The organism is Rhodospirillaceae bacterium (genome assembly GCA_040219235.1).
Taxonomy (GTDB): Bacteria; Pseudomonadota; Alphaproteobacteria; order Rhodospirillales; family Rhodospirillaceae; genus WLXB01.
This window is the reverse complement of the sequence record JAVJSV010000021.1, coordinates 31,049-57,509: the sequence shown is the minus strand read 5'-3', so window position 1 is coordinate 57,509 and position 26,461 is coordinate 31,049. Positions and strand designations below refer to the sequence as shown.

The window sequence follows — 26,461 nt, the reverse complement described above, 5'->3', positions numbered from 1 at the left end:
GCACAAACCCAAACACCGCCCCCTATAGTAGGATATGAACACCGACATCTTGCTCGCGATCGGCGGCGTTGGCCTGTTTTTGCTGGGCATGCTGATTCTGACCGACGGTCTGAAAGACTTGGCGGGCAACGCCCTACGCCGGGCCCTCGCGCGCTTCACGACCAACCCGGTTTCTGGCGCGGCGGCGGGGGCCGTCACCACAGCCGTCATTCAATCTTCAAGTGCGACCACGGTCACCGCCATCGGCTTTGTCGGTGCGGGTCTGATGACCTTTCCTCAAGCGTTAGGCGTTATTTTTGGTGCCAACATCGGCACCACCATGACCGGCTGGCTGGTGGCCTTGATTGGCTTCAAACTGCACCTGGGTGTGGTGGTTTTGCCCGTCGTGCTGCTGGGCGTTCTGCTGAAAATGTTTGGCCGGGGCCGAGCGCAGTCTGCGGGCTGGGCCTTGGCTGGGTTCAGCCTGCTGTTCATCGGCATCGATGCCATGCAGCAAGGTATGGCGGTATTTGAAGGCCGTGTGACGCCCAGTGATTTTCCCGGCGACAGCCTTATCGGTCGCCTGCAACTGGTGGGGATTGGCATTGCCATTACCCTGGTGACGCAATCCTCGAGCGCGGGCATTGCCACAGCGATGGTGGCACTGTCCACCGGAACGATTTCGTTTCCCCAAGCCGCCGCCATGGTGATTGGCATGGATGTGGGCACGACCTTCACCGCGTTTCTGGCCACCATCGGTGGGTCGACGGCGATGCGCCAAACCGGCTATGCGCATGTCGTTTACAATATCATGACCGGTGTTATGGCGTTTATCCTGTTGGGGTTTTACACCGCTGCCGTGCACGGCAGCTTGAGCGCCGGCAGTGGTGATGCGCAAGTCGCCCTGGTGGCGTTTCATTCTCTGTTCAACATCATCGGCGTGCTGCTGGTGCTGCCTTTTACAACGGCGTTTGCAAACCTGATTACCCGATTGGTGCCCGAGCGCGGCCCACATTTGACGACGCGCCTAGACGACCGCTTAATCCCAGACGCCTCGGCCGCCGTGGATGCGGCAGCGGCAACAGCGCAGGCTATTGCTTTGGATCTGTTTCAGATTCTTGCGGATTTGTTAGACCCGCATTTAAGAGACGATGCAGAGGAAGAACGCCTGGACGCAACGCGACGTGCCCTTAATGACACGCGCACCTATCTCAATCGGGTCAAAACAGACCCCAGCCAAAGCTTTGTCCATCTGCGGCATGTGGCAACGATCCATGCCATCGACCACCTGAACCGGTTGTATGTCCGCTGTAAAAATTCTGATCCCCTAAGAGTTCGCCGCTACGATCACCGTCTCAAACGTCTGGCGGGGCTATTGGAGCGCGTGGCAAAAAGGGTGTCGAACGACACCCTGAATGAACAGACAGAAGTCTCTCTGGATCGCGTCCGCGCCCTCTTGAGGACGCAGCGGCGCTCATACCGCCATACGCTGATTACTCGCGCCTCGCGGGGCGATATTGAACCGGAGCAAGTGGCGGATCGGCTGGATAGCATTCGCTGGCTTCACCGCAGCGCCTATCATGTGTGGCGGGCGGTACATCACCTCAGACAAGCAGAAGACACGAGCCTGTCACCAGATGTGGAAAACGGTCTTGCACCGCTGGCAACGCCAGCATCACCACAGACGTAACAACGGTCACTAAAAAAACAGAACAACGCTACGTTGGCGTGTGACCATCTTGCAGCCATTTGTACTGGTGCCAACCGGACGATCCCTCTTCCCAGGGGCGCTTGTCATCGACATAGCCGGGCCACACGGCTTCCACACCATCGATCAAATCTTGCGGGATCTCAGACCGCGACATGAGTTTGTGGCCCACCCAGCGCCAAACTACGAAATCATCGCGTTGTCCCATTTCCATCCACGGTGGCCACGGCGCGATAAAGCTCCAAATGTAGGAGCACGGCGCTTTGCTTATGGTTGGGTCGAGCAGTTCAGAGGCTCGTCCCATCAACGAGTAAGACATAGATGTTCGAAAACGTTCGCCGGTTGAGCCCAGGGGATATGCCTCGGGCTGCAGCAGGTTCTTCCGGTCACTCCAGAGGGTTGTTTCGTGAACCACCTGATCGCCCGACACCTGCCAATTGTCTGTAAACGTGCCGTAAGCGCTTTCGCCCTCGGCGGCCAGACTATGCACACCGTCGGATGGCCCGGACCGATAGTGCAGAACATCAACAGATTTTCCAGTGAGAGGGTTGTCCCAGGTGCTGAGGATTTGACGAGAGTCAGGGTCTACATACAGACCGAGATCATAATCGGTGCTGAGGTATCCGCCGGCACCATCCGGCCGCCAGTTGGCTTTTTGCAAGCCCCAGAAACCAATGATGGGGCGGGGGACTTCTCCAGGCACCGCCTGAAAAATATTGCCGCTGTATACCTGATAGACGGTCTCATCCGCCGTCGAGCCGCGTAACTTGACGTAGGCGTCCAGATTTGTTGCCGGGTCAGACAGGTCTAACGTTTGGGGCTGCGCCCGTGTCCTAGTGGCTGTCGCAGTGGCGGTGGCGACCGATAAGCTAACACCACCGGCAGCGGCCAGGGCGTATCTGCGGGTTAATTTCTGAGTCTTCATCATAAATCCTATGGCAACTGGCCTATGGCAACTGATCAAGGGTCTGGCGGAAATCATACCCTTCACGATGGCAGTGGCCCAGAACCGAGCCAAGATTAAAACCAACGCGGCGGGCCTCAACATCTGTCAGCGCATACCCGACCATGGTCGCCTGGCCCTTTTTCTGCAGAGACAACAGCAAGAAGTCGGGCCGTTCGCTATAAAACGGGTATTCTTTATCGCGCATACGAAGGCCATACACATCGCCATTCTCGTCGGGATCAAACCACACCAGGCCGCCCTGGCTGTGGAGACGAATGTCTTTGACAGACCGCGCCTCACGGCCATCTTCAGTGCGGAAGGTCACTTCACACTCAAAAATCTTAGAACGGCGCATGCGGAACGGTTCGTCCACCGGCAAACCCACATGAAGGCTGTCGTTAGAAACCAGGAAAGACGAGTCCACCAGCCAGAGCTTAGTCTCAGACAACGTCCAGCGGTGCACCGAGTAGCGCAACAGATCGCCTTCGCCAAACTGGCAGGCTTTGGGTTTCATGTTGGCGACGTATTGATCGGCCTCCCGGCGCCAGAAAATGTCGCAGTTTTCGATAAAGAAAATATCGTCTGCGGTCAGGTCCGCCAGCTTTGACGGATCGAGATGCGCGTTGAGGGCTTTGCCGGGGTCCTTGAAGAAGCCCTGCTTCATGCGGATGCTTTGGTCTTCCGGCTCGGAGATAAAAACGGCAATGCGCTGACGTGCGACGTCTGTGGGATCATCATTAATATGGTGCTGAAGGTAAAAAACGTGCTCGCCAATGTTGGGTAAGTCGAGCCGTTTGTGGGCGGCATGCATGCGCAGGTGTTTTGGCTCGCCTTCGCCGCCGTTGCGGGTATAAAACCAGCGCTGTTCTTCGTTGTCGAATTCACCCTCAAACCAGTCGGTGAGGATGAGGAGATCCCGCGCATTGGGGTCCATATCGCCTTCGGCGACGACACCTCCTGATAACATCAAAATCCATAAAGAAACGATGGCTGCAAAAAATCGCATGTCTTTATCCCACCATCTCCAAACTATCGAAGGCAGCCCGCTCGCCGGACTCAAACGCCCCTTCCATGCCGCGCTCCAGCAAGGCTGTATGTTCGCCGCAGAAATGAATGTTGCCATGGTTGGCGCGCATGTTGCCTGCGTACTTGGTGATCTGACCGGGACGCCAGAACACCCAGTCGCCCGCGCCGTGGACATCACGATGACAGGACTGCACCAAAATAGGTTTCAGCGCCCCCTTGGTTGACGGACGAATACGTGCCAACTCCTGCAAGGTGTAGGCTGACGCCTGAGCGTCGGTCATGTAATCGTACTTATAAGCTTCATTGCCATTGATAAAAGCGATGGCCGAGGTCGCTTCGCCGTCATCCCCACGGTTCAGCACGGCAAAACGTTCAATGGGACCATCGGTCCAGATGCTGGCCTGCAACCCATCTTCCTTCCAGTATTCTTTTTCGATCAGGAAGTGGACCTGAATGGAAATACCGTAATCAATTTCATCGATAGCGCTTTCCATCAACATCGGTAGGCGCGGGGTAAATTTCATATGACGCAGCACCGGGTACGGCACAGAGCAAATCACCTGATTGGCCTGGTAGATGGTGCCATCAACACAGTGGACGGTGACCAAAGTGCCGTCATCTTCGATGGTGTGAACGGTCTTGTTCAGTTCCACGCCGTTCTCCAGGCTCTCCGCCATGGCAAACGGCATCAGCGAATTGCCGCCTTTGACCTGTAGTGAGGCTGGACGTTCGTTATTCGCCAAAGTTGCACTGCGATTAAACTCTCCAACCGCATAGCGGCGGATTTCATGCAATGCAGAGGTGTTGTCGATGTGATCCGTGTGGATGACCACGTTCATAAGATCGATGGTTGCTTGGTTATAGCCCAGCGTTTCCCGCAGATACTGCGAATGGGGAATATCGAACTGCTGAAACTCTGGTAAAATCCAATCGTCCAAGGCCCTTCCAGACAACGGGCTGTTGCGGTGAGACAGCGTTGCCAGCAATTGATGTGGCAGAAGTTGACGGTCCTCACCGTCCAACGGGTTCAGTGCATGGCTCGGCCATTCTTCCGCTGTGATGTTCTGGTCTTTAATGCGATAGAGCCAGCCACGTGACGCGCCCAGCTGAACAGGCGGTATCAAGTCCAAGCCCAGGCGTTCAGCCGTATCAATCATGCGGGCGTAGTTGCCGCCGATCAGCTCACCTGCGGCTTCCGGACGTCCCGGCACATCCATCAAGGTATAGACCCGGCCACCAACGCGGTTGCGGCCTTCCAACACCTGCACTTTCATGCCTTGCTCTTCAAGCAGCATGGCAGCATTCAGACCCGACAGCCCCGACCCGATGACGATGGCATCGAATTTCTTGGTGGCCGCCCTGAGTGGCTTGGGAGCGACGCTGGCAAACGTGCCTGCGGCCACGACTGAGGAAAGCAAGGATCGGCGGTTGAGCATGATTTTTCTCCTGAGTTGCACCGCTAGAGTGACTCGGGTCAGGCTTGATCTGCAAGCCTCGGCAACTCCAGCGAACGGCTTGGCCCTTAAGTCCCTGGAAAGCCTGGCTTTTGACTGACGCTTAGCTGGTATTTGGATATCTTGCGCTGGGCATTGGCTAAGTCTTTAGCAGCTTTTTCTTTCAGACCTTCGTGGCACCCAGTGAAACCGACAGCGGCAATTGTGGCAGGTGTGCAGGCAGACGGAACATGCGTGGTTCATCGGGATCCGGCACCATCAGCGTGGCAAACTGCCACGCGACCGTGTCATACTCATGCAGAAAATCGAGCGTCATGCCTGCGTCTAGAAGTCCGCCGATAATTGAGGACAGCGGGTGAGCCCAATCGTAACTGCGGCTGCTGTCGAGTGGCATAGGCTCGCCGGTGTAGGTGATTTCTTCATCAAAAGACATTGGCGAGTCGACTTCTGTGCGCCAGGGATACTGATGGACCAGCTTGTCCCCTACTTCCTCCATCAGCAGCATCGTGGGGTGCCCATCTGCGAAATACAAACGGCCACCGGGTTTGAGCATGGCCGCGACAACCTTCGCCCATTTCTCGATGTCTGGCAGCCAGGTGATGGTGCCCCAGGTGGTATACACAAGATCGAATTTCTGTTTGATGAGCTTGGGCGTTTCATAAAGATCCCCCTCAACAAACGTCGCGTCCAATCCTGTTGCTGTGGCCAGGTCGCGCGCCGCTTTGACCGCCGACGGTGAAAAATCTAAACCGGTAACATTAGCCCCACGGCGGACCAAACCAAGACTGTCCATGCCAATGTGACATTGCAGATGCAGAACATCCAAACCGGAAATATCGCCGATCTCGCTGGCTTCAATCGGAAACAACGGGTCCCAACCGGCTTTGAATTTTTCCAAAGGGTATGACCGCAAATGCAGCGGCACGCGGCCTTCCCAGTTCTTGAGATTCGTCTCATTAAATTTGCTCACGGGGCTTCCTCCTGACTGGGCAGCAGGCCGTGCTTACGTAAACTGTTGCGCAGCTGATTATAGGTCAGGCCCAGATGCTCGGCGGCGCTTTTTTGGTTGTGCCGACACGCATCCAGCGCCGTTTCAAGAATGCGCTTCTCAAAAGCAGCGGTTTCCGTTTTAAAATCACAGGGCATACGACCCGGTATATTTTCACCTGCGTTTTTCACTGGCACGACCTCGGTCGCAGATGCGTGTGCATTGGGCGTAAAGGCAACCATGCGGTAGGGAGATGCAAAGGGGTCGAGAATAATCGCAGTGTCGTCGATGGGCTGCCCAGAAGGTTCACAGGATGCCACCGCGCGCTCCACAACGTTCCTCAACTCCCGCACATTGCCCGGCCAGGGGTGCGAGTCCAGAGCGGCAATAGCCGCAGCGTTGAACCCGGGAAACACCGGCCAATCGAGTTCATTTGCCATCGCACGCCCAAATACGTCTGTCAGCATTGGCACATCACCGGTGCGCGCCCTAAGCGGCGGCAAAGTGAGAACATCAAAGGCCAGGCGGTCGAGCAAGTCCTCTCTGAATTTTCCGGCGGCGGCGAGGGCGGGAAGGTCAGCGTTGGTAGCTGCAACAATGCGCACGGACACACTGATGGTTTCAGATCCGCCAAGGCGCTCAAACTCGCCGTATTCAATAACTCGGAGAATCTTCTCCTGAACGGCCATGGGCGCGTTGCCGACCTCATCCAGAAACAACGTGCCACCATCGGCCCGCTCGAACCGTCCGGCCCGCCGCTGGGCGGCGCCTGTAAACGCGCCCGGCTCGACCCCGAACAGTTCGGCTTCCAACAAAGAGTCTGGAATTGCGGCGCAGTTGATGGCCACGAAGGGTCCACCCCAGCGTCCGGAAAGATAATGCACCCGGGCCGCGGAGAGTTCCTTACCCGTGCCACGCTCGCCGATAATCAGAACCGGGCGATCAATAGGCGCGACCCGGGACAACTCGTCCATATGGGTCAGAAAGGCCGGGGATTGACCAAGAGGTGCGGGGCGATCTGTCATTATTTATTATAGATATATATTATTATATTTTACTATTAGTTATTATTTTTTTACATATTAATGTTAGCATGAAAAACAGTAAGTCATTGATATTTATTGTTTTTATGATCCAACCACAGTTGGCACGCTTTGTGCATTTCATAGCGCATCTGCTGAAAATTCTCTTCAGCGCCAAACAACCAAAGGACTGCGCACCATGGGTATCTTTTCCCGCCTCTCCGATATCGTGAACTCGAACCTGACCAATCTGCTCGACCGTGCCGAAGACCCCGCCAAGATGATCCGCCTGATGATTCAGGAGATGGAGGACACCCTGGTTGAAGTGCGCTCAGATGCCGCCCGACTGATTGCGGAAAAGAAAGAAGCCGCACGCCGCATTGATCGCCTGACCACCGCCGAAGACGAATGGACCACACGCGCCACGCTGGCCCTTGAGCGGGATCGCGAAGACCTCGCCAAAGCGGCCCTGGTTGAAAAGACCAAGGTTGTTGAAACAGCGAAGATCATTGCTGAGGACTTAGCCGAACTTGATGAGCGGCTAACCGGCCTGGATGCAGACATCTCACGCCTGCAAAATAAGCTGCAAGAAGCGAAAGCGAAGCAACAGACGCTGATTGCCCGCTCTTCGACGGCACAGTCCCGGCTGAATGTGCGTGAGACCCTTTACGATGGCCGTGCCGATGCCGCCCTCGCCCGGTTCAGTTCGATTGAAAAAAAGGTCGACGAAATGGAAGGGCTGGTAGAAGCGTATGACATGGGCGGCAAGAAATCCCTCGCCCAGGAAATTGCTGAGTTGGAAGCCGAGAGTGATATCGAAGACGAACTGGCAAAGCTGAAAGCAAGCTTGTCGGGCGCTGATAAAACGAAAACCGGAAAGCCCAATACAACAGATGACGTAAAAATCGCCTAAGCACGACTTACCATGTGTGCTAAAGCAAAAAAGCCTCGTCAGATTCAACGGTGATTTATGGATTTTCTACAGTTTCTATTCGTTCCGACCATTCTGTTCATCACCGTGCTCGGGCCGATTTGGGTGACCATGCATTATAGGGCAAAACGGCGTGAAGCGCAGACCTTGTTGTCTGAAGAAAACGAAGCGCTTGAGACTCTCGCAGAGGCCGCGGACAGAATGGAAAAACGCATTGAGTCGTTGGAGAAAATTCTCGACTCAGAAGATGCGAATTGGAAGGACAAAGTACAATGAGTAAGAAGTGGGATAGAATATATCTGGATAAAGAGAACGCCTGGGTCTCGGGCGTGTGCGCTGGCCTGGCGCGCCACTTCGATTGGGACGTTAAGATTGTTCGCATCGGCTTCTTTCTCGGATGCTGGGCGTGGGCCCCAATTTTCATCCTGAGTTATATCGCCCTGGCGTTCTTTCTTGATCCCCTGCCAACAGAGGATCTGGACGTCGATCTCAAAGCCATGGAAGAAGCGGCAAAACCCGCCCGCCCCGGATCAGCGCGCCGCAAGTTTGCAACCACGTCTGAGCGCTATCAAAAGCTTGAAGAAAGATTGCGCGCGCTGGAAAGCGTGGTGACGTCGCGGGCCTTTCAGATGGATCAGGAATTGGGCCGACGTTAGAAAAATCCCCGCGGAGAAAAGCAATATTACCCTCCCCCTACAAACTTAACCTCACGTCGGCATGCCGCACGTGAGGTTCTTCTTTGGGCAGAGGTTTCAAGACCTTTCGACCTCTTCACGGAGAAGTTCAAGAGCGAGCCACTCTTCTTCTGCCGCTGCCAAACGGGCTTCCGCGGCTTCCAGCTCCGCCGTTGCTTTGGTAAATCCATCAGGGTCACGGGCGTAAAAACCCGGATCAGTCAAATGCGCCTGAAGATCGGTCATACGGGTCTGCAAACCTGCCATCTCTTTTGGCAGGCTTTCGAGCGCAAATTTATCTTTAAATGAGAGCTTACGACGCGTGCCACTTGAGCCGGAGTTGGCATTTGTCTTGGAGCGCTTTGCCCCCTTAGATTTTGATTTCTGTTCAGCCGCCACACCACGAGCGCTGTCCATATCTTCGACACCCGAACCGCGTTGCGCGATCATATCCGAGTATCCGCCCGCATAGTCCAGCCAATGGCCCGGCGAGTCAGACGCAATCACTGAGGTCACAACACGATCCAGAAAATCCCGGTCGTGACTGACCAGCAGCACGGTACCCTCGTAATCGGCCAGCAGTTCTTGCAGGAGATCGAGGGTCTCTAAATCGAGGTCGTTGGTGGGCTCATCAAGGACCAGGAGGTTGGATTTTTTTGCCAACGCACGCGCCAACATGAGACGACCGCGCTCACCGCCGGAGAGGACCGTGATCGGCGTATTGACCATGTCGGGCGAAAACAGAAAATCTTTCATGTACCCGATGACATGGCGCGGCGTGCCCTGAACATCGACATTATCGCCAGAGTCGCCAGTCAGCGCCTGCTTTACGGTCCATTTTGGATCAAGGGCATCACGGTTCTGGTCCATGGTTGCAAGATCGAGAAAGGTGCCCATGCGGACCCGGCCCGTATCTGGCTTGAGACCGCCGGTGAGCATATTCAACAGGGTGGTTTTACCCGCACCATTCGGGCCGACGATGCCAACCCGGTCGCCCCGCTGTATGCGGACCGAGAAATTCTCAATCACGGTTAAGCCGTCAAAGGACTTTGAAATGTCTTTGGCCTCAATCACCATTTTGCTTGAGGCATCAGACTCGCCAACCTGAAGATTGACGTTGCCAACACGGCCGCGATGTTCGCGCCGGTCTTGCCGGAGGGTATGCAGAGACTCCAACCGCCGCACGTTGCGCTTGCGCCGACCACTGACGCCATAGCGCAACCAATGCTCTTCGCGCACAATTTTACGATCGAGTTTTTGCTGGGTGCGGTCTTCCTGATCAATGATCTCATCGCGCCAAGCTTCGAAATGCGAGAACCCCTTGTTCAAACGCCGGGTTTGCCCACGGTCCAGCCATACGGTTGCCTGCGATAAATCTTCCAGGAAGCGACGGTCGTGACTGATCAGCACAAGTGCGCGTCGCAGACTTTTGAGTTCTTTCTGCAACCACTCAATCGTCGGAAGATCGAGATGGTTGGTTGGCTCATCCAGAAGAACGACATCCGGTCGGGGGGCGAGGATTCGCGCCAGGGCGGCGCGGCGGCGCTCCCCACCTGACAAATGGGCTGGCTCCTCTTCTCCTGTCAGTCCGAGTTGCTCAAGCAGATAAAGCGCCCGATAGGGATCATCGCCATCTTCCAGACCTTCTTCCACATAGCCAAGCGTGGTGCTGTAGCCCGTCAGATCTGGCTCTTGCGGCAAATACCGCACCGTAGCCCCCGGCTGCACAAAACGTTCGCCGCCCTCAAAGTCAATCAAGCCTGCCGCAATTTTAAGCAAGGTGGATTTGCCGGAGCCATTGCGCCCCACGAGACACACCGTCTCTTCGGGCATAACCATCAATTCAGCCCCTTGCAGAACAGGGGCTCCGCCAAAGGTTAGGTGAATATCTTGTAGGGTGAGTAAAGGAGGCGCGGCCATGGCGCTGCGTGTATCGCCTCAGCGGCTCTTTCGCAAGAGATGTTGTTGGTGTTGAGCCGGCTTTAGCGCCACGTCACGTCTGGAAACGCCCGAACCTTTTCTTCACTCTTTTTGCGCTCGTAATAGGGAATACTCTGATCGTTGTCGCTGCGGGCCTGGTCATCATGGGCTTCAGCCGCAGCTATTATTTTTTCCGCCATCTCTGGTTTGAGCACAACGACCCCATCAGAATCAGCGAGAATAATATCACCAGGGTTAACAATCACACCGCCACAAATCACCGGCACATTCAGGGAACCTGGATGGTCCGCGCCTTTGGCCGTGGGGGAGACCCCACGCACAAACAAGGGAATCTGAGGCCGTTCACGAGCCAGCAGGCTGGAATTCATGCAACTGCCATCAATCACGATTCCCACAACCCCCGCCTTTGCCGCCGCAATGGTCATGGACATCCCCCAAGCCGCAATCTCCGTGTGTCCGCCAGCGTCCACCACCAACACGTCACCGGGCTTGGCGTATTTCGGGGCGAGTTCTCCCATCAAACGGTCGTCCCAATAGTCTGGCCTGACGGTGAAGGCCGGGCCACAGATGCGCCACGCGGAATCCAGCGGCTTAATATCGGGATGGGCCACCTGACGCGGTCCAGCCTCAAAACCGGCCACCCCAACATGCTGCTTAGCTACTTTTTCGATCAGGGCCGGATCGGGCCGTTTAAAGTCTGTGATGATGTCGTGCATGATCTTTGCCCCTGCGCTAATCTAGTGTCATGATCAACCTTACCTCAGTTCTTTGTGGGCGAGCTATCCCTGAGCAAGTCCGGAGCCTATGCAGCCGCCTCAAGCTCACCCTATGCGCGGCTTTGATTGCAACTGCAATGCCTGTTTCGTCTCAAGCAGACACAACATTGCGGGTGGCTGTCCAGTCTTTGCCGGCCGCGCTGGGCAACGTGCATCGTTCGACCAGTTCCTCTGAGCTATACTCTTGGGCCGCGATGTTTGACCCCCTCACCCTGGTTGCCGAGGATGCCACGGTGCAGCCGTGGTTGATGGAAAGCTGGGAGGCCGTGACCCCAACCACCTGGCATTTTCGCCTCCGCCAAGACGTGACCTTTCATAACGGTGAGCCCTTTAATGCGGACGCTGTTGTCAACACACTTAGCTATTTGACGTCTGAGGCAGGGCGGCGGGAAGCGCTTTCAAGGCTTACCAATTCTATTTCAGAGGTCCGCGCGCTTGATCCGTACACGGTTGAAATCAGCACCCAGTATCCCAACCTGATGCTGCCGGCCGAGCTTGGTATTATTCGCATTGTCGCGCCCAAGCACTGGCAAGATCTGGGGCCAGAGGCTTTTGCGCGCGACCCGGTTGGCACGGGCCCCTTCAAGGTGGAGACTTGGCGCCCTGGGAAAATCTCTCTGAGTGCCTTTCGTGCGGGCTGGCATAGCCCAGGGTATGACGCCTTAGAGCTCAATCAATTGAGCGATCCAACGTCGCGGACTCAGGGCATATTGGCTGACAATCTGGACATTGCCTTGGTCATTGGACCAGACGAGATTGAAACGCTGGCCACTTCGGGACACACCCATCATGTCAGCCGTGGCGTCGGTGCCATGGGCATTGCCTGGCTTCCACAAAAAGGCGGGCCTATTGCCGATGTGCGTGTGCGCCGGGCCCTAAACTTCGCGATCAACCGGGATGCTTACATCGCGGCCTTACTTAAAGGCAGCACATCTGCGGCCACACAGGCGACACCTGCGAATGCGCTGGGCTGGGATCCGGACCTTCCCGCATGGACCTATGATCCTGAAAAAGCAAAGTCCATGTTGATCGATGCTGGCTACGGCGATGGCTTTAACCTGGTCATTGAACTCGCGGCTGGCGGCGCAGCAGCCGATACAGCGATTCACCAAGCGATTGCCCAGGACCTAGCCAAGATCGGCGTTGGCCTTGAGGTGCGTACCATCACCATCCCTGACATGATCACGAAGTTCACATTTGGCGGATGGGAAGGCAATGGCTTCAACATGGACTTTAACGTCAAGCCAAGCTTAGATGCCCTGCGCCCGTTTGTCGGTTGCCTGACCAGAGATCTGTGGCACTGCCGCCCCGAATTGGCCGAGAGAACACAAGACGCGCAGGCGGAATGGGACCCAGAAAAACGCCTCACTTTGGTGCGCGGTTTGCTCAAGGCGTATCATGACGACCCACCTATGCTTTACATGCATGACACCGTGATGTTTGACGGTTTGAGCAAAAATGTGCGCGGGTACAATCCGGTTAATCTGATTATTAACTACCGTGATCTAAAGCCCAATTAACATCCGACGCCGGTTTCCAGCGAATCACCAAAGAACAAAGTTAGCAGCGACATTCAGCCGCCTGCCCGCAGCCTGACAACAACAGATAGCGCAAAAACGCCTAGGTCTATGATCTAAAATGCTTTTTCACGGTGCTAGAGATTTATTCGCAGTTGGCCCCGGGCCCCAATGCGCGTCTGAGTTGATTTTGTGTCGAAATCACCTTAATCATTAGGAACTAATAGGCAGTTCCGTCTGTTATGTTGGGGCTATGCTGACTATGCTGCCTCAATTTTGGGGGTTAGTCTGCCGTTCGCAGTCTAGTTTGATTTGGCACCCAGCTGCCATTGCGAAAGCAGTTTATGAAGAAGTTCGACAAAGATAAGCTCGCGGAACTCGATATCTATTTGGGAGAGCCGAACGAGCAGGTGAGAGAAGGCCTGCGGGCCATGCTGCGTTCGGAAGGACTGCGCCGCACGCGTACCTTTACGCGCATGGACGACCTGATGAATGCCATGAAAGAACGGTCACCGGATTTGTTGATTGTTGCCGATGACATGGACCCCGAGATTTTTCAGATCGTTAAAGACATCCGCCATCATCGTATCGGCAGAAATCCGTTCATTGTCATTAGCTTCATGGTCAATGCGGAAGAAGATCGCGCGATTAAGAAAGCCATTCTGGCCGGGGCGGATGACGTCATGATCAAGCCTGTCGCCCCGGGGCGTTTGCTTGAGCGAGTTAGTCAACTTGGGACCAAGCGTCTGCCATTTATTGCGACAACAGATTACGTGGGGCCTGAGCGGCGACGCGGTGACGGCAGCCGCCCGTCTAAAATTCGTCAACTTAAAGTCATCAACACCCTTCAGGCTAAGCTGGAAGGCAAGCGGGTGACATCCGTCGATCTTGCGCGTGGCGTCGAACACTGCATGAACGAAGTCATGGCTGCGAAGCTGGACTCACATGGTTTGCGTTTGGGCTATGTGTGCAACCTGATCCTAAAGGCTTATGACGAGAAAAACGTCACCAAAGAGGTTGAAGAAAACCTTATCGTTCTGGTCACCGTGTTAGAGGATGCGGCAAAAACCGCGAAAGGCGTCGGTGAAGCAGAACTCTCAGCTATTTGTGTTGATTTGGCGCGTCAGGTCGAAGAACTGGCCGAGAAATACGAGGAGCCATCAGCGAGTGAACTTGCTCTTATTCGCAAGCTGACGAAGGCCTTTGAATTAGCAAAAGGCAATTCTAACGTCCCCCCAGCTCCAAAACCCGCGCCCGCCCCAGCTCAATCGGGGACCTCTGGTGGGCCAACGAGCCCGGCCCCGCCGGCACAAAAGAAGGCTGAACCGCCCGAAAACCCTGGCACGGGCAATGGCGAGGGTCCAGGCAGCAAGCGCGCAGCGGCCCAATAGAGTCCTTCCACCGGCTTCATAACGCTGTGATTGTTTTCAAGTGGACCAAAAAAACGGCACATTGCCCCCCTGCCACGCAAGACCATATTACTCAAACTCCAGTGTTTACTTGCCTCATGGCGGTTGATCGCCGATCATAGGGAATTAGCGATACGGATATCGCTGAGTGGGGAATTCTCAAGGCAACTTTAAAAACTTATGTCCCAACTGGACCGCGCAAACCTCGCTTCCATAACCGTCTACATTGGTGAAAAAGACTATCACCAACGTCAAAAGTTACGGGAGATGTTCCTCTCTGAAGGAATTAAGAACATCTCGACACATGCCAATGTGGCGAGTCTGCGTACGTTGATGTTCGAAGTGCCCCCCGATTTATTGGTTTTGTCTGATGACTTTGACCCGGATGTTTTCGAAGTCGTCAAAGAGGTGCGTTTTAACCAGCTAGGCGGGAACCCGTTTATCATTATCAGCGTATTGGTCGGCCAACGGAATGGCCACAACATTCAAAAAGCCATTGAGGTCGGTGCCGATGACGTTGTTATCAAACCGCTCGATCCGAAAAAAATACATGAGCGTCTTCGCCTGATCACCTACCACCGTCAGCCGTTTGTAGCGACGTCCGAGTACGTTGGCCCCGATCGCAAGAGTGATAAGGTCAGCCACCCAGGTGCGCGCCGTGTCAATGTGTTAAACACGATGCGCGAAAAAGCGGATGGTCGTAAATTTGAACCTTGGGAACTCAAAGAAGCCATTACAGACTCTCTCAGCGCAGTGGTTGAAGCCCAACTTACAAGTCAAAGCATGAAAATGGGTCAACTGTGTGACGTGATTCTCGACGCCCATAAAAGCGGACACATTACAGAAGAGCTGCGCGATAACTTCACAGCCCTCACGGCTATATTGCGCGAAGCTGCAAATATGGCCCAAACCTTAAAAGATAATTCTTTGGAAAGTCTCTGCCTGTCTTTGGCAGAGAACGTTGCGATGATGGAGATCAACTACGAATCTTTGGAAGACGGCGACATTGATTTGATCCAAAAGCTCTCACAGGCGTTCCGCATGGCCATCGACTCTGCCGCCCAACGCAAGCAAAATGAAGAAGATGAGTTGACCGCAAAATATGACGGACGCATCGCAGGTAATTCCGTGGATATCTAAAATGGGAGCAAAGATGCGCTTTTTTAATACGTTGACCGTTTCCTTCAGTCTCTTCATCTGTGGTTTTATTGGCCTGCCTGCTCACGCACAGCCTAAAGAGACAATGACGCTCCGGGTTTCTGCCTATCTGTCTCCGCTAAGTCATAGCGTTGCGCATATTTATAAACCCTGGATGGAGCGCATCACTGAAGCCTCAAACGGACGCATCAAGTTTGAAACTTTTTGGGGTGGTGGCTTGGGTCGCAATCCTTACAAGCAATTTGATCTGGTAAAGGCAGGCATCACTGACATTGGTCTGGTACAACCCAGTTACACGCCTGGTCAGTTCCCTCAACTTCAAGCGTTTGAACTGCCCTTTATGATGCGGTCATCGACAGAAGCGAGCCTGGTGGCTTGGCGTTTATATGAGCGTGGTCTGTTGAAAGGGTTTGAAGATGTCAAACTCATCGGACTGTGGACTGCAGAACCCAGCAATTTGTATACACGCGATCCCATCAAAAGTTACAAAGACATTGCCCGCATGAAAATCCGTTCCGTGGGGCGCCTTGAGGGTGACTTTCTCAGCAAGATGGATTCTGTGCCCGAAGCGCTGCACCCAGCGGATGCCGTTGAAGCGCTAAGGCGCGGCACGATTGATGGTGCAATTCAAGGCTGGATCGCCATTAATACCTTCCAGACTTACCGGGAAACCAGTTATGTCATCACCGCCCCTCTTGGCACAGTCACCTTTGGGATCATGATGAACAAAGATAAGTGGGAGCAGGTTCCTGCTGATCTGCAACAAATCATCAATGACAACAGCGGCGATTATATCGCGTTGCTGGGTGGGCAAGCGTACGATCAAAAACAGGCCGAGATTTCAGCCCAACTGAGAGCAGACGAACATCTTATTTTTGTTGATGCCGATCCTGCAGAACTCGAAGAAATGCAAACCTATGTCAAACCGATTGCAGACACCTGGGCCGAGCGCACGCCATTTGGTGCCGAAACTTATGAAGCGATCCAAGACATTCTCAAAGACCTGCGGCGTCGGGAGCGCCAATCCTGATGTCTGAGACCTCACACGACACCCGCACCTCGACGCAACTCCTAGATCGTGCTGTGGATACTATGGCCATCATCGGATTTACCGGTCTAGTCATTATTGCGTTCATGACCGTGGTCGATGTGTTTCTGCGCTACATGGGTCTGCCTCGCATCCCGGGCCTGAATGATATCGAAGAAGTAGCCTTTGCTATTGTTATCGCCAGCTGCTTTCCAGCTGGCTTAAAAAAAGGCAACGCTGTGACTGTACGTGTGCTTGGAAAAATCTTAGGGCCCAAAGCGCACAGCAAGCTTGATGTCATTGGCGCAGCATTCATGCTGACCTTCTTTGTGCTGACCGCCTGGCAATTTGTTGCCTTTACTATTGATTACGCCGCCACAAACCGCACGACATCAACATTGGAGTGGTCTGTCACGCCGGTCTGGAGCGTCGTCAGCCTGATTATGGTCGCTTGTGTTTTGGTCCAAAGTTGGGTGCTGAGAGAAACCGTGTCAGCGGCCAAGGCTGGCAAACCCATCGAACATGAAGCAGAATCACTCTAGGACCGCATAAAACATGGAACCTCCTGTCATTGGCGGCCTAGTCGTCGCCGGAATGTTTGTGATGATCGCGCTTCATGTGCCTATTGGCATCGCCATGGCCATTGCGGGGTTTATTGGAACGGGCGTGATCATCGGCTTTGAGCCTGCCATCGCGCTCTTTGGTATTGAACCTTCGGCGGCCATTGCCAGCCAGGAATTGGCCATCATCGCGCTGTTTCTGTTGATGGGAAATTTTGCCGCCGCAGCGGGTTTGTCCGGCGATCTGTACCGTCTTGCGCAGGCGTTCCTGGGGCATCGCAAGGGCGGACTGGCCATGGCGACTGTTGCGACCTGCGCTGGATTTGGTGCGGTCTGCGGTTCGTCCCTGGCGACCACGGCCACCATGACCCGCATTGCCCTGCCAGAAATGGACAAACGCGGCTATGCGCGACGCCTGTCAACGGGGTCCATCGCCGCTGGCTCTACGCTAGGGGTGATCGTGCCGCCCTCTGTGTTGCTGGTGCTTTACGCCATTCTCACAGAACAGTTTGTCACGGCGCTCTTTGTCGCCGCCCTCGGACCAGCGCTGATTGCTGTCTTTTTGTACATGATCACGGTGTTCACCTACGTGAAAATCTCACCAGACTCAGGCCCCGCGGCAGAGCGGGTTCCGTGGTCAGAGCGCCGCCAAATCCTCAAAAAAAGCTGGGGCGTTGTGACCCTGGCGGTGATCGTTTCTGGCGGTATTTACTCTGGTCTCTTTACGGTGAATGAAGCAGCCGCCGTGGGCGCAACCGTGGCCATTGCCTTTACCGCGTTGCGCGGGCATCTCAACCGCAGTGTATTCTTCGCCAATCTTAAAGAGACAGCCGCGAGCACAGCCTTGATCTACTTGATCATTATCGGCGCATCGATTTTCTCCTACGCCATTACGCTGTCACATCTGCCGGACATTATCGTCAGTTCGATTGAAAACCTCGGGCTTCAACCGCTTCTGGTGATTTTGATGCTGCAAGCCATGTACATTATTCTCGGGGCGATTTTCGATACGGTGGCGGCCATGGTGATCACGCTGCCGTTCGTGTTCCCGTTGATCACGGGCATGGGCTACGACCCCATCTGGTGGGGCGTGATTAACGTGGTGGTGATGGAAATGGGCATGATCACACCGCCCATTGGTTTGAATGTGTTTGTCATGCACGGCATGAATAAAGATGTGTCTCTCAGCACGGTCTATGCCGGCATTTGGCCGTTCTTGTTGTCTGACTTTGTCAGGTTGATCATTCTCACCTTGTTCCCTGTACTCACCCTGTGGCTGCCCAAAGCCCTGGGTTTGATGTAGAGGAAAGGAAAGGAAAGCACTGCAATGGACGGGACACCGGACTCTGGCGGCATGGTGCAATGGCTCGGCGAAGTTGTCGGCGGCTTTCTCGCCAGTATTCCGCCCGCCATTGGCAATTTCTTTACGGGCGTCGGCCAAGGAGCCGGGGTTTATGGCTGGGTGGATTGGGCCGCCCTGATCATCGGCATTGCCCTGCTGATTTCGGGAGTTAAAGGGCTTATGGCCGGTCGCGTGGTTGGTTCAATACTGAGCGGCGCAATCGGGCTTGTGCTTATGAGTTGGGCTGTGTCTTAGACGCAGGTCATCAATAAGCCTTACGTCTATTCGTCGCCGAGCGGGTCATGATCCTTGTAGGGGTCTTTGACGGCACCGCGCCATTTACTTTTAAGCCGTTGACCAAGTTTGCGATGCTGACGCATTTCGGCATCCACCTTTTTCTTCTTTTTATCGGACTCTCGAATGGCAAGCAACGCGACCAAAACAAGAATCGCGACAATGCCAATTGCCATCCACATGCGATTGCGGCGTTCTTCCTCGATGATGGCGCGTACGGCTGGCAGGCATTCAGGTAAGTCCTGCTCGCAGGCCCGGCGCATCTGAAACTGCCGGATTTGATCGTTAGGAATATTCCCCAGCCGCTGCCCTTCTGTTTCCGGCTGCAGGAAACCACTCTCCGGCGGACCATCTCCCGCTTCTTGTGCAACGGCAGACGAGGGTACAACAAACGCGGACACACCGGTCAGCAGACTGACCGTCGCGGCGAGTAAAAATACGATTGCGAGTTTGCCGACCATCCGAATCATCACCTATATCTGCGCCATCATAAGTTGGTGTGCCCGCTAGTTTGACATTGCTAGGATGTGGCTGCAACAAACACCGGTATTTTGCGATTTCGTGCTGCGGTATCATTAGGAACGTGCGGACCGTTTTCAATGGATCAGATCATGTTAAAGCAGCGCTTTTTGTTACCCTTTCAGCCCTCCGGGCTCAGTCTGATCGTAATGCTGTGCTGGATGTCCGCCTCAGCGGCGACCGCCCAGGAAGACCCGGAATATCTGGCCATGGCCGAGGGGGAAGGTAAGGATTTCACCCATCTGTTGTGCTCTGACTGTCATGCCATGAGCCATGTGTTACAAAAGCGTTATAGCCGCAGAGGCTGGCGGGATGCGATTACACGCATGACCACAGACTTCGGCATGGCCGCCTTACACGCTGATGAACAAGCGCTGGTGGTTGATTATCTCACGGAACATTACAGCCCGGGATCTGGACGCTAAGAGATCTGCACGCTGTAAGATCAGGACGCCAAGGGCGTGTGAGGCGTCTAGACCATCACCGTTTGACTGCCGATATCGTTAATCGGCTCCGCCCCGTCTTCCGTGATGAGCATAAGATCTTCCAAGTGGGATGACCCCCCCATTCCAGTGGCCCCCATCGGACAATCGACGCTGAGCACCATGTTCTTTTCGAGCACGATGTCTTCGCGCGGCGGAGACCCCGCATTGCCGACGTGATCCGCGTGATAAAGACCAACACTGTGGGGCGTAAACGAGATGGAGAAGTCCGCACCCAGTTTTTCGAGGGCTGTCTTACCCATGGCGCGGATTTCTGAGAAGCGCAGGCCAGGCCGGATTTGCTCACGAATCGAATCCCAGGCTTTGCCGGTGATATCCGTCACCCGCTGCATCCGCTTAGCAGGTTCTCCAATATAAACAGCCCGGGCAAAGTCGCCGTGATAGCCCATATATTCGCTGACACAATCAATCGAGAAACACTGGCCATCGCGCAGTTGGGCCTCGTAGGTGGGCGAGCTCACGCGATCAATGACCATAAACACACCGCGCATCCCGCGAGACGCCACCGCCGCAAAATAAGACGCCCGCAACTCACGCACATTGGCCCCGGCCCGCACGGCGCGCGCGGCTTGCAGGGCACCGTCCGCATTGGCCTGAGCGGCATAGCGCATCAAAGTGATTTCAGCTTCGGACTTCACTGGCCGGATACGCCGCAGAGCATCATCGGCTGACACGACTGTAGCTTTGGTGGCATCGGTCGCCTCCAGCACAGAGCGCATAACGGGCTCGACATCGGCGGCGATACGTCCTGCTGCTACGCCCGTATCTACCAACGCTTTGCGCAAAGCAAAAACAAGGTTCGGGCGGGCGGCTTCAGCACGCACGGCGCGCTCGATAATACTAAGGCGCGTTTTTTCAATCTCATCCAGGGGGGCTTGCTGCAAATCGGGATACAGCGGTAAATCGCTAAGACCCAATTCGGCATCCTCTCCGGCACTCCCTGGTGCCTCATACAAATAAGCTGGGTAGTCTAGATGCTGATGATCCATAGCGATGGTGTAGTAATATAAAAAGGCGGGCGCGATGAGCGACAGGCGCTGTCCTTCCTGGCGGGTAATCAGCGCATACACACTCGGCGTATGGCCCATCTTCGTCGCTGTGAGATCCAGACCGGTTGCATGATACAGATTGGTGCCCGCGCCCACGACAATGGCATCGAGCCCAAGCTCGGCCATGATTTTATCAGCCTGCTCAAAGTTCATGCGGGGGCCAAAAACCGGTGGTGGCACGCTGGCACTGAGTGACATAGCTGGCCCTTTTGCCTGTGCGGACGGGATCAGGCTTGAGGCTGCCCCTGCTGTTCCAGCAACACCAGCAACCAAGCCTCCAAGAACATGTCGGCGTTCAATCATGGCAGTTCTCCTGTCGAAGCGTCTGGGCGCGTATAGCCTCAAACCATCTTACAACAGGATGAACGGCTCTTCTTCTGTGTTCAAGACCTCGTATCCGGTTTTTGTCACCCGGAAGAGGTCCTCGTTATGACCACAGCCAAATCCGACTTCCAGATAGGGCAGGTCGACGGTCAGCACCATGTTTTCTTCTAAGACATGCTCAAAGGACCTAATTCCGAATTCGGGCATGCTGTAGGGGTTGTCACCATGCTGTAGGCCAACGCTGTGGGGAGTCACAAAGACAGCATGCTCGGGCATGCCATTTTTGACCATGGTGTCAAAGCCGATTTTGCGCAGAGTGTCATATTTCACCCCCGGCTTGATGGCATCAAACACAGCCTCCCGCGCAAGTTGGTTGGCACGGCGGCGCGTCTCCACCTCTTTTGAGGGCTCGCCGATGATGAAGGTGCGGGCAAAGTCCCCCATGTAGCCGCGGTAATTGCTGACCGCATCAATCAGAAAGGGTTTACCGGCAACCATCTCGCCGTCGGGGAATCCGCCGCCGGGAAAGCCGACGATAAAGCCGTCCACATGATTGCCACGCTTGGCGCATTCCATAAGGAAAATCTGCTCGATGTCTTTGTGCGTCATGCCGGCTTCAATGGCATGGATGGTTGCCAGCCCTGCATCGCCATTGTTACGTCCGCCGACGCGCTGATAAGCCAGTTCCTGTTCCGTCTTGACCATACGAATGAGCTGGAAAATGCCGTAGCCCGGCACACATTCGACATCTACCAAATCCGTCTGGGCCAGAAAATCGGCGATGCGCATGTCATCAACCGCGACTTTGCCCTTGGTAATGCCTTGCGCTTTGAGCGCTCGGGCCAAGCCCCAAGCCGCACCGGCAGCGAGATTTGCCGACACGCGCTCTTGCGCCGCTTGCCACTGCTTTTCCCGGAGTGTCAGTTCAACATCGCTCCGGACGTAGTAATTCCGCGTGCTGCCGTTGCCAGGGTCCGTAGGGATGCCATTTGAGTTGAGTTCCGCTTCATTCCAGCCCCCGAACCCGTAGGGCATAAGCTCCGCCGTTTCCCGGTCGCCGTTGGCAATGTCCCAGGCCGATGAGGAGCCAGAAACCAGATAAATCGGCTGCTCTGGATCGCGGGCGTAAGTTGCGAAGCCCGGATACTGCGACAGGAATTTCACACCGATGGTGACCACATTCGTGAGGTAGTAGACGTTGATGGGGTCCAGCGCGATCATGCCTTCAAGACCAAACCGCTCCAGCACATCATGGGCGCGCGGTCGGTTGACCAGCAGCTTACCGTCGATTTCAGGCTTGGGCACGGCATAACCGGCAGGCTTAGCGTCAGCTCGGGCATGTGCCGGGATTGAGGCTGCTGCGGCGGCGGTGGCCGCACCCGTGAGGCTGGTGAGAGCCGTTCGGCGGTTGATCATGACAAATCTCCTATGTACGCAAGGGATGCGGCTGGGTCTTAGTTGAACGTGATTGATAGCGTATCGCAATGAAAACGGCCGCCCCTGCTCTTGTGGCAAACGGGCGGCCGCATCTCATGTTTCTAAGCGGGTGAGGTTAAAACGACCAGGTCGCTCTCACGCCAACTTCACGGTCACGCAGGGCGGTAACCACAGCACCGCGCCTGACAAACAGGTTCGAGAACAGAACTGGCACGACACCCAGGTCAAGACCTGTCGTTCCGCTGGCCCATCCAGTCTCGTCAAACAGGTTGTTGGCGAAGAACTCGAGCGTAGTGCCTTCGTTTTCGATCCCGACCTTAAGGTTCACAAGCGTATAGGCTTTGACCCAGTTAATGTTCGACGGGTCAGCATAAGCCTTGCCCTGATAAGCCACATCCGCACGGGTGTACCAATCCCAATCAGCGTTGACTGTTCCGGTGTATGTGCCAGAGAGACTGCCGCTCCATTTTGGGAACGCAGGCAGGGTGTTGCCATCAACGCGATACCCTTCCGCATTGCTCAGGCCAAACAACTGATTGACGCCAGAGATGGCAAAATCATTATACGTGGCGTCGGTATAGTTGGCTGTGAACCCGAGATCGAAGGCCTCTGAAACAAGCCAGTTGGCCTCAAACTCAACGCCCTTGATCTCGGATGTTCCTGAGATCAACGCCCCCTGCAAACCTGTCGCACCTGGCGGGATAAACGAGACCGCCGACTTCATGTTGGTCCAATCCATCATGTAAGCCGCCAACGCATACGTCGCCCGGCCTTCAAGAAGACTTTGCTTCAAGCCAATTTCATAGCTTTCAAGTTTTTCTGGTGGAATGGAGTCCTGCAGGCCTGGAATCTGTGCCTGTACGATGGCTTTGTCTGCGGCTGACAAGTTTATAAACGTGCCATTAAACTGTCCCGGCAATGTGCCTTGGGAATAACTGACATAGGTCGTCATGTCATCCATCGGGCGATAGCTGAGAATTGCACGTGGCAGGAATTTCTTAGACGTCAGAGACTGTGCCGCACCCGGCGTCAGGAATTGACCCCCAAATTGCGTGACCTTGTCGTTCTGCCAACGCCCTTCCAGGGTGGCGGTCAAGTTATCAAGGATGTCGTATTCAAGAGAGCCGAAGATGCCGAAAGTTCTGATCTTATCGTCGTTGTTGCCGGAATTCTGAGCCCCGGTCACACGAATCGTCGGTGCCGTTGGCAGGAAATCGAGTGACAACTGGTTGGTGGCTTCGATCGCATTGCCGAAAGCCGCCTTGATCTTTTGTTTATAGTAATTGGTCCCAATCAGGCCACGCAGTTTTCCGCCATCATCATACTGAGCACGGATTTCACCAGAATAGTCTTCAAAGAAGCTCGGAGCTCCAATGTAGACCGACTCCGCGTCGGTATAATCTTGGTCGTTGATCCGTCGAATTTTCTGATCGTTATAGGCCAAGCTGCCAGAAACAGTGACGGCATCCGACGCCTCGACATCGAAGGTTGTTGCCAGCCGCACCGTCTGACGGCGCAAGCCAAAGTGATCCAGAAATGGTGCCCGGTCGATTTCGTCGATGCCAAGACTGTTCCCAACAAACAGGTCACGCACATCAAGCTCAGGGAGGTTGCCGACGGCTGGAAAAACGGGGAACGTGGTATTAGCCGTGACCGGCACATCTTCCGGCAGGCCGCCGCACCAATAATCACCCTGGAGAGAAACATTACGAGACGCACCTGAAGCGTCGAGCACAGTCAATGGCGTTCCCGCAGCACAGTTGCTTTTGTTAAAAAACTGGATGGTTGTAACGGCTGGCTGGCTGTCTTCATCTTCGATGTACGACGCGCGAACCTTAATGCGCACCGTTTCCGATGGTGTGAACAACAAGCTGGCGTGAACGGCATCTGTGGTTTCTTCGCCAAGCGTTCCACCGTCATTGGCGGTTTCATAGCCGCCGTTTTCAAAACCGGACGCGGTGAGACGGCCACTCAACAGGCCCTCAACCAAAGGGCCTTCAACTGTAACAGAGCCGCGGTAACTGCCGTGATTGGGGCTGTACTCAGCAGAAACCTTGCCGCCAAACTCATCCGCTGGATCAGCAGTGATGTAATTGATGGCGCCACCAAAGGTCGACCGGCCAAAGAAGGCCGCCTGCGGACCCTTAATGATTTCAACGCGCTCCACATCTTCAAAACCAATGGATTGCGCACCACCCAAGACAAAAACACCGTCAACAAAGAGGGAACCGACCTGGTTCGACGGCAACGTACTGACGGTAGTCAAGCCGCGGAAACGAATGGCCGGGATATACCGCCCGGTAAATGACGTTGAGGACTGGCTATTGTAATCAAGCCCAGGCGAAAATAATGTCAAATCCTCCAGGTCATCAATCCCAGCCGCAGAAAGATCAGCCGCTGAAAAAGCCTGAACGGATAATGGGATATCTATCAATCGCTCATCCCGTTTACGCGCCGTGACGACGATTTCTTCAAGGGCGACCTGCTGTGCCACAGCTTGAGAGTCCGGTGTGGCCGTTGCGACGGTCAGCACGGCGGCCACAGAGGACAGCAATCTGCCCAGTAATGATGTTCGGTTTTGCCCTGTTGCAGGCCGAGTAGTTGTTTCCATAGTTCCCTCCGGTGCGCTGTCTTCAGCGTTTGCCCCGCGGTAAATCGTAATGACACCGCTTGTTGTTAGGCTGCCTGAGAAACCCGTATCTCTCAGCATTTCTGAGAGCGCATCCGGTATGCTGTATGTGCCAACCACAGGGTTAATTCCCCCTGTCTCTGCCAGTTCGAACGGAAAGAGAAGCTCTAGCCCGGTCTGCTTAGCCAGGGCCTCAGCTGCGTCGCCCAAGTTGGGCTGCGTAATGTTCAAATCATAGCGTTGATTTTGATCAGACACGGCGAAACTTGAACCAGAACCCAACGAAACGCATATCGCAAACCACATAAATGGAATGACGTATCGCAGGGTCTGCCTATCCTTTCTAACCAGCATGGTGTCAGCAATCATTCAGCACTGTTTCACCAGCCTTATGTATTGAGACAGGTGAAGTTGGGAAACCCACCATAAGGAATTGCACATTTTTTCATATGGCTCCTCTTTGCATCGCCGCTGTGCGGCGGAGATATGTCGCCGCTACGTGGCTTAGGGTTGCATGGCTAGGATTGCATAACTGACCATGCCGTAGCAGTGTGGGGAGAGAAAACGAAGCCACCACCGCTCGAAAAAGCTGGTAAATGAGGCAATACCGCTCATTTTGTGTCTTCGATACGAGACAGGTGAAATCCAGCGATGTCTAGAATTCTGAGATCCTTCATTGAGAACGAAGCCGCTTTGCGACGCTTTCTGTCCCGGTTTTTGTCTCGCCGTCACCAAATTGAAGATATTGCTCAAGAAACGTTCTTGCAGGCGTTCGCCGCAGAATCGAAAAGCGATATTCGCGCGCCAAAAGCTTATCTTTTCCGCGTTGCAAAGAATCTTGCGCTGAACTCTCTGGCCAGAAAATCATTTTCCGAGACAGATTATATAGAGGATTTTGCCGACTCAGAGGTCTTAACAGATGACGGCCAAATTTCTGTCGAAGATGAAGTGTCGGCGCGACAACAGCTCGTGATCGTGTCTCAGGCCATTATGACACTTCCGAAACAGTGTCGTCGCGCATTTGTCATGAGAAAAATGGAAGGTTTGTCGTACAAAGAGATTGCACACCATCTGTCCCTCTCAGAAAGCACGGTTGAGAAGCATGTGGCGACGGGGTTGTCAAAATGCATCGACGTTCTAAGACGACAAGGGCATGACCCGGCTGACTTTGGCGCTAAAGAAAGAAAACAGGGATCAAATGTGCAGCAGATGAAACCGCAGGCTAAAACAAATGGGCACAAGACCTAA

24 protein-coding genes are annotated in these 26,461 nt (G+C 54.6%); 13 read left to right on the top strand and 11 right to left on the bottom strand.

What is annotated here, in order from left to right:
* Nucleotides 1-34 precede the first annotated feature (34 nt).
* Complete coding sequence (locus tag RIC29_17875) at nt 35-1,669, top strand: Na/Pi symporter (GenBank protein MEQ8736796.1); 1,635 nt, start codon at nt 35-37, stop codon at nt 1,667-1,669.
* A gap of 28 nt (nt 1,670-1,697) precedes the next feature.
* On the opposite strand, the gene RIC29_17870 is transcribed toward RIC29_17875, so the two are convergent.
* The 5 genes from RIC29_17870 to pspF form a co-directional block, all read right to left on the bottom strand.
* Nucleotides 1,698-2,612 carry a DUF1838 family protein gene (locus RIC29_17870; GenBank protein ID MEQ8736795.1) on the bottom strand — a complete coding sequence of 305 codons (915 nt, stop codon included), beginning with the start codon at nt 2,610-2,612 and terminating at the stop codon, nt 1,698-1,700.
* A gap of 22 nt (nt 2,613-2,634) precedes the next feature.
* The gene (locus tag RIC29_17865) at nt 2,635-3,639 is read right to left on the bottom strand and encodes a chromophore lyase CpcT/CpeT (GenBank protein MEQ8736794.1); all 1,005 of its coding nucleotides are present in this window, start codon (nt 3,637-3,639) and stop codon (nt 2,635-2,637) included.
* Nucleotides 3,640-3,643: 4 nt separating this feature from the next.
* Nucleotides 3,644-5,095: an NAD(P)/FAD-dependent oxidoreductase gene (locus RIC29_17860; protein ID MEQ8736793.1), complete on the bottom strand. Its 1,452-nt coding sequence runs from the start codon at nt 5,093-5,095 to the stop codon at nt 3,644-3,646.
* 181 nt (nt 5,096-5,276) lie between these two features.
* Nucleotides 5,277-6,083 (bottom strand): class I SAM-dependent methyltransferase, encoded by an 807-nt coding sequence (locus RIC29_17855; protein MEQ8736792.1) that lies wholly within the window; start codon nt 6,081-6,083, stop codon nt 5,277-5,279.
* On the bottom strand, nt 6,080-7,126 hold the full coding sequence (gene pspF, locus RIC29_17850; protein MEQ8736791.1) for a phage shock protein operon transcriptional activator: 1,047 nt from the start codon (nt 7,124-7,126) through the stop codon (nt 6,080-6,082). Before pspF ends, RIC29_17855 begins: the two co-directional genes overlap by 4 nt.
* Before the next feature lie 196 nt (nt 7,127-7,322).
* Here pspF and pspA point away from each other — a divergent pair, with 196 nt between their 5' ends.
* From pspA to RIC29_17835, 3 genes are read left to right on the top strand one after another with little or no spacing between them, the layout of a single operon-like run.
* Nucleotides 7,323-8,036, top strand: a complete 714-nt coding sequence (gene pspA / locus RIC29_17845; GenBank protein MEQ8736790.1) for a phage shock protein PspA — start codon at nt 7,323-7,325, stop codon at nt 8,034-8,036.
* 57 nt (nt 8,037-8,093) lie between these two features.
* The gene (gene pspB, locus RIC29_17840) at nt 8,094-8,330 is read left to right on the top strand and encodes an envelope stress response membrane protein PspB (GenBank protein ID MEQ8736789.1); all 237 of its coding nucleotides are present in this window, start codon (nt 8,094-8,096) and stop codon (nt 8,328-8,330) included.
* Nucleotides 8,327-8,710 carry a PspC domain-containing protein gene (locus tag RIC29_17835; GenBank protein ID MEQ8736788.1) on the top strand — a complete coding sequence of 128 codons (384 nt, stop codon included), beginning with the start codon at nt 8,327-8,329 and terminating at the stop codon, nt 8,708-8,710. The genes pspB and RIC29_17835 overlap by 4 nt, the downstream gene beginning before the upstream one ends.
* 96 nt (nt 8,711-8,806) lie before the next feature.
* Here RIC29_17835 and RIC29_17830 read toward each other — a convergent pair whose 3' ends face one another.
* Together RIC29_17830 and RIC29_17825 are read right to left on the bottom strand one after the other, a co-directional pair.
* Nucleotides 8,807-10,648 carry an ATP-binding cassette domain-containing protein gene (locus tag RIC29_17830; GenBank protein ID MEQ8736787.1) on the bottom strand — a complete coding sequence of 614 codons (1,842 nt, stop codon included), beginning with the start codon at nt 10,646-10,648 and terminating at the stop codon, nt 8,807-8,809.
* Between the two features lie 62 nt (nt 10,649-10,710).
* Nucleotides 10,711-11,385 carry an RraA family protein gene (locus tag RIC29_17825; GenBank protein ID MEQ8736786.1) on the bottom strand — a complete coding sequence of 225 codons (675 nt, stop codon included), beginning with the start codon at nt 11,383-11,385 and terminating at the stop codon, nt 10,711-10,713.
* Nucleotides 11,386-11,522: 137 nt separating this feature from the next.
* On the opposite strand from RIC29_17825, the gene RIC29_17820 reads away from it, so the two are divergent.
* The 7 genes from RIC29_17820 (at nt 11,523) to RIC29_17790 (ending at nt 18,713) form a co-directional block, all read left to right on the top strand.
* A complete protein-coding gene (locus tag RIC29_17820) occupies nt 11,523-12,965 on the top strand; it encodes an ABC transporter substrate-binding protein (protein ID MEQ8736785.1) in 1,443 nt (480 codons plus the stop codon).
* Between the two features lie 341 nt (nt 12,966-13,306).
* Nucleotides 13,307-14,353 carry a response regulator gene (locus RIC29_17815; protein MEQ8736784.1) on the top strand — a complete coding sequence of 349 codons (1,047 nt, stop codon included), beginning with the start codon at nt 13,307-13,309 and terminating at the stop codon, nt 14,351-14,353.
* Nucleotides 14,354-14,551: 198 nt separating this feature from the next.
* Nucleotides 14,552-15,511: a hypothetical protein gene (locus tag RIC29_17810; protein MEQ8736783.1), complete on the top strand. Its 960-nt coding sequence runs from the start codon at nt 14,552-14,554 to the stop codon at nt 15,509-15,511.
* Nucleotides 15,512-15,524: 13 nt separating this feature from the next.
* Nucleotides 15,525-16,559: a TRAP transporter substrate-binding protein gene (locus RIC29_17805; protein ID MEQ8736782.1), complete on the top strand. Its 1,035-nt coding sequence runs from the start codon at nt 15,525-15,527 to the stop codon at nt 16,557-16,559.
* Nucleotides 16,559-17,098 carry a TRAP transporter small permease gene (locus RIC29_17800; GenBank protein MEQ8736781.1) on the top strand — a complete coding sequence of 180 codons (540 nt, stop codon included), beginning with the start codon at nt 16,559-16,561 and terminating at the stop codon, nt 17,096-17,098. The genes RIC29_17805 and RIC29_17800 overlap by 1 nt, the downstream gene beginning before the upstream one ends.
* A gap of 13 nt (nt 17,099-17,111) precedes the next feature.
* Nucleotides 17,112-18,419 (top strand): TRAP transporter large permease, encoded by a 1,308-nt coding sequence (locus RIC29_17795; protein MEQ8736780.1) that lies wholly within the window; start codon nt 17,112-17,114, stop codon nt 18,417-18,419.
* Between the two features lie 24 nt (nt 18,420-18,443).
* On the top strand, nt 18,444-18,713 hold the full coding sequence (locus tag RIC29_17790; protein ID MEQ8736779.1) for a hypothetical protein: 270 nt from the start codon (nt 18,444-18,446) through the stop codon (nt 18,711-18,713).
* A 26-nt stretch (nt 18,714-18,739) separates the two neighbouring features.
* Here the strand turns inward: RIC29_17790 and RIC29_17785 are convergent, their stop codons facing one another.
* The gene (locus tag RIC29_17785) at nt 18,740-19,213 is read right to left on the bottom strand and encodes a hypothetical protein (protein ID MEQ8736778.1); all 474 of its coding nucleotides are present in this window, start codon (nt 19,211-19,213) and stop codon (nt 18,740-18,742) included.
* A gap of 150 nt (nt 19,214-19,363) precedes the next feature.
* Here RIC29_17785 and RIC29_17780 point away from each other — a divergent pair, with 150 nt between their 5' ends.
* Nucleotides 19,364-19,696, top strand: a complete 333-nt coding sequence (locus RIC29_17780) for a hypothetical protein (protein MEQ8736777.1) — start codon at nt 19,364-19,366, stop codon at nt 19,694-19,696.
* 47 nt (nt 19,697-19,743) lie between these two features.
* Here RIC29_17780 and RIC29_17775 read toward each other — a convergent pair whose 3' ends face one another.
* From RIC29_17775 to RIC29_17765, 3 genes are all read right to left on the bottom strand, one after another.
* Nucleotides 19,744-21,126, bottom strand: coding sequence for a M24 family metallopeptidase (locus tag RIC29_17775; GenBank protein ID MEQ8736776.1), 1,383 nt, complete (start codon nt 21,124-21,126; stop codon nt 19,744-19,746).
* A 48-nt stretch (nt 21,127-21,174) separates the two neighbouring features.
* Nucleotides 21,175-22,563 carry a M24 family metallopeptidase gene (locus RIC29_17770; protein ID MEQ8736775.1) on the bottom strand — a complete coding sequence of 463 codons (1,389 nt, stop codon included), beginning with the start codon at nt 22,561-22,563 and terminating at the stop codon, nt 21,175-21,177.
* Between the two features lie 136 nt (nt 22,564-22,699).
* Nucleotides 22,700-25,471 (bottom strand): TonB-dependent receptor, encoded by a 2,772-nt coding sequence (locus RIC29_17765; protein ID MEQ8736774.1) that lies wholly within the window; start codon nt 25,469-25,471, stop codon nt 22,700-22,702.
* A 393-nt stretch (nt 25,472-25,864) separates the two neighbouring features.
* Here RIC29_17765 and RIC29_17760 point away from each other — a divergent pair, with 393 nt between their 5' ends.
* Nucleotides 25,865-26,461, top strand: coding sequence for an RNA polymerase sigma factor (locus tag RIC29_17760; protein ID MEQ8736773.1), 597 nt, complete (start codon nt 25,865-25,867; stop codon nt 26,459-26,461).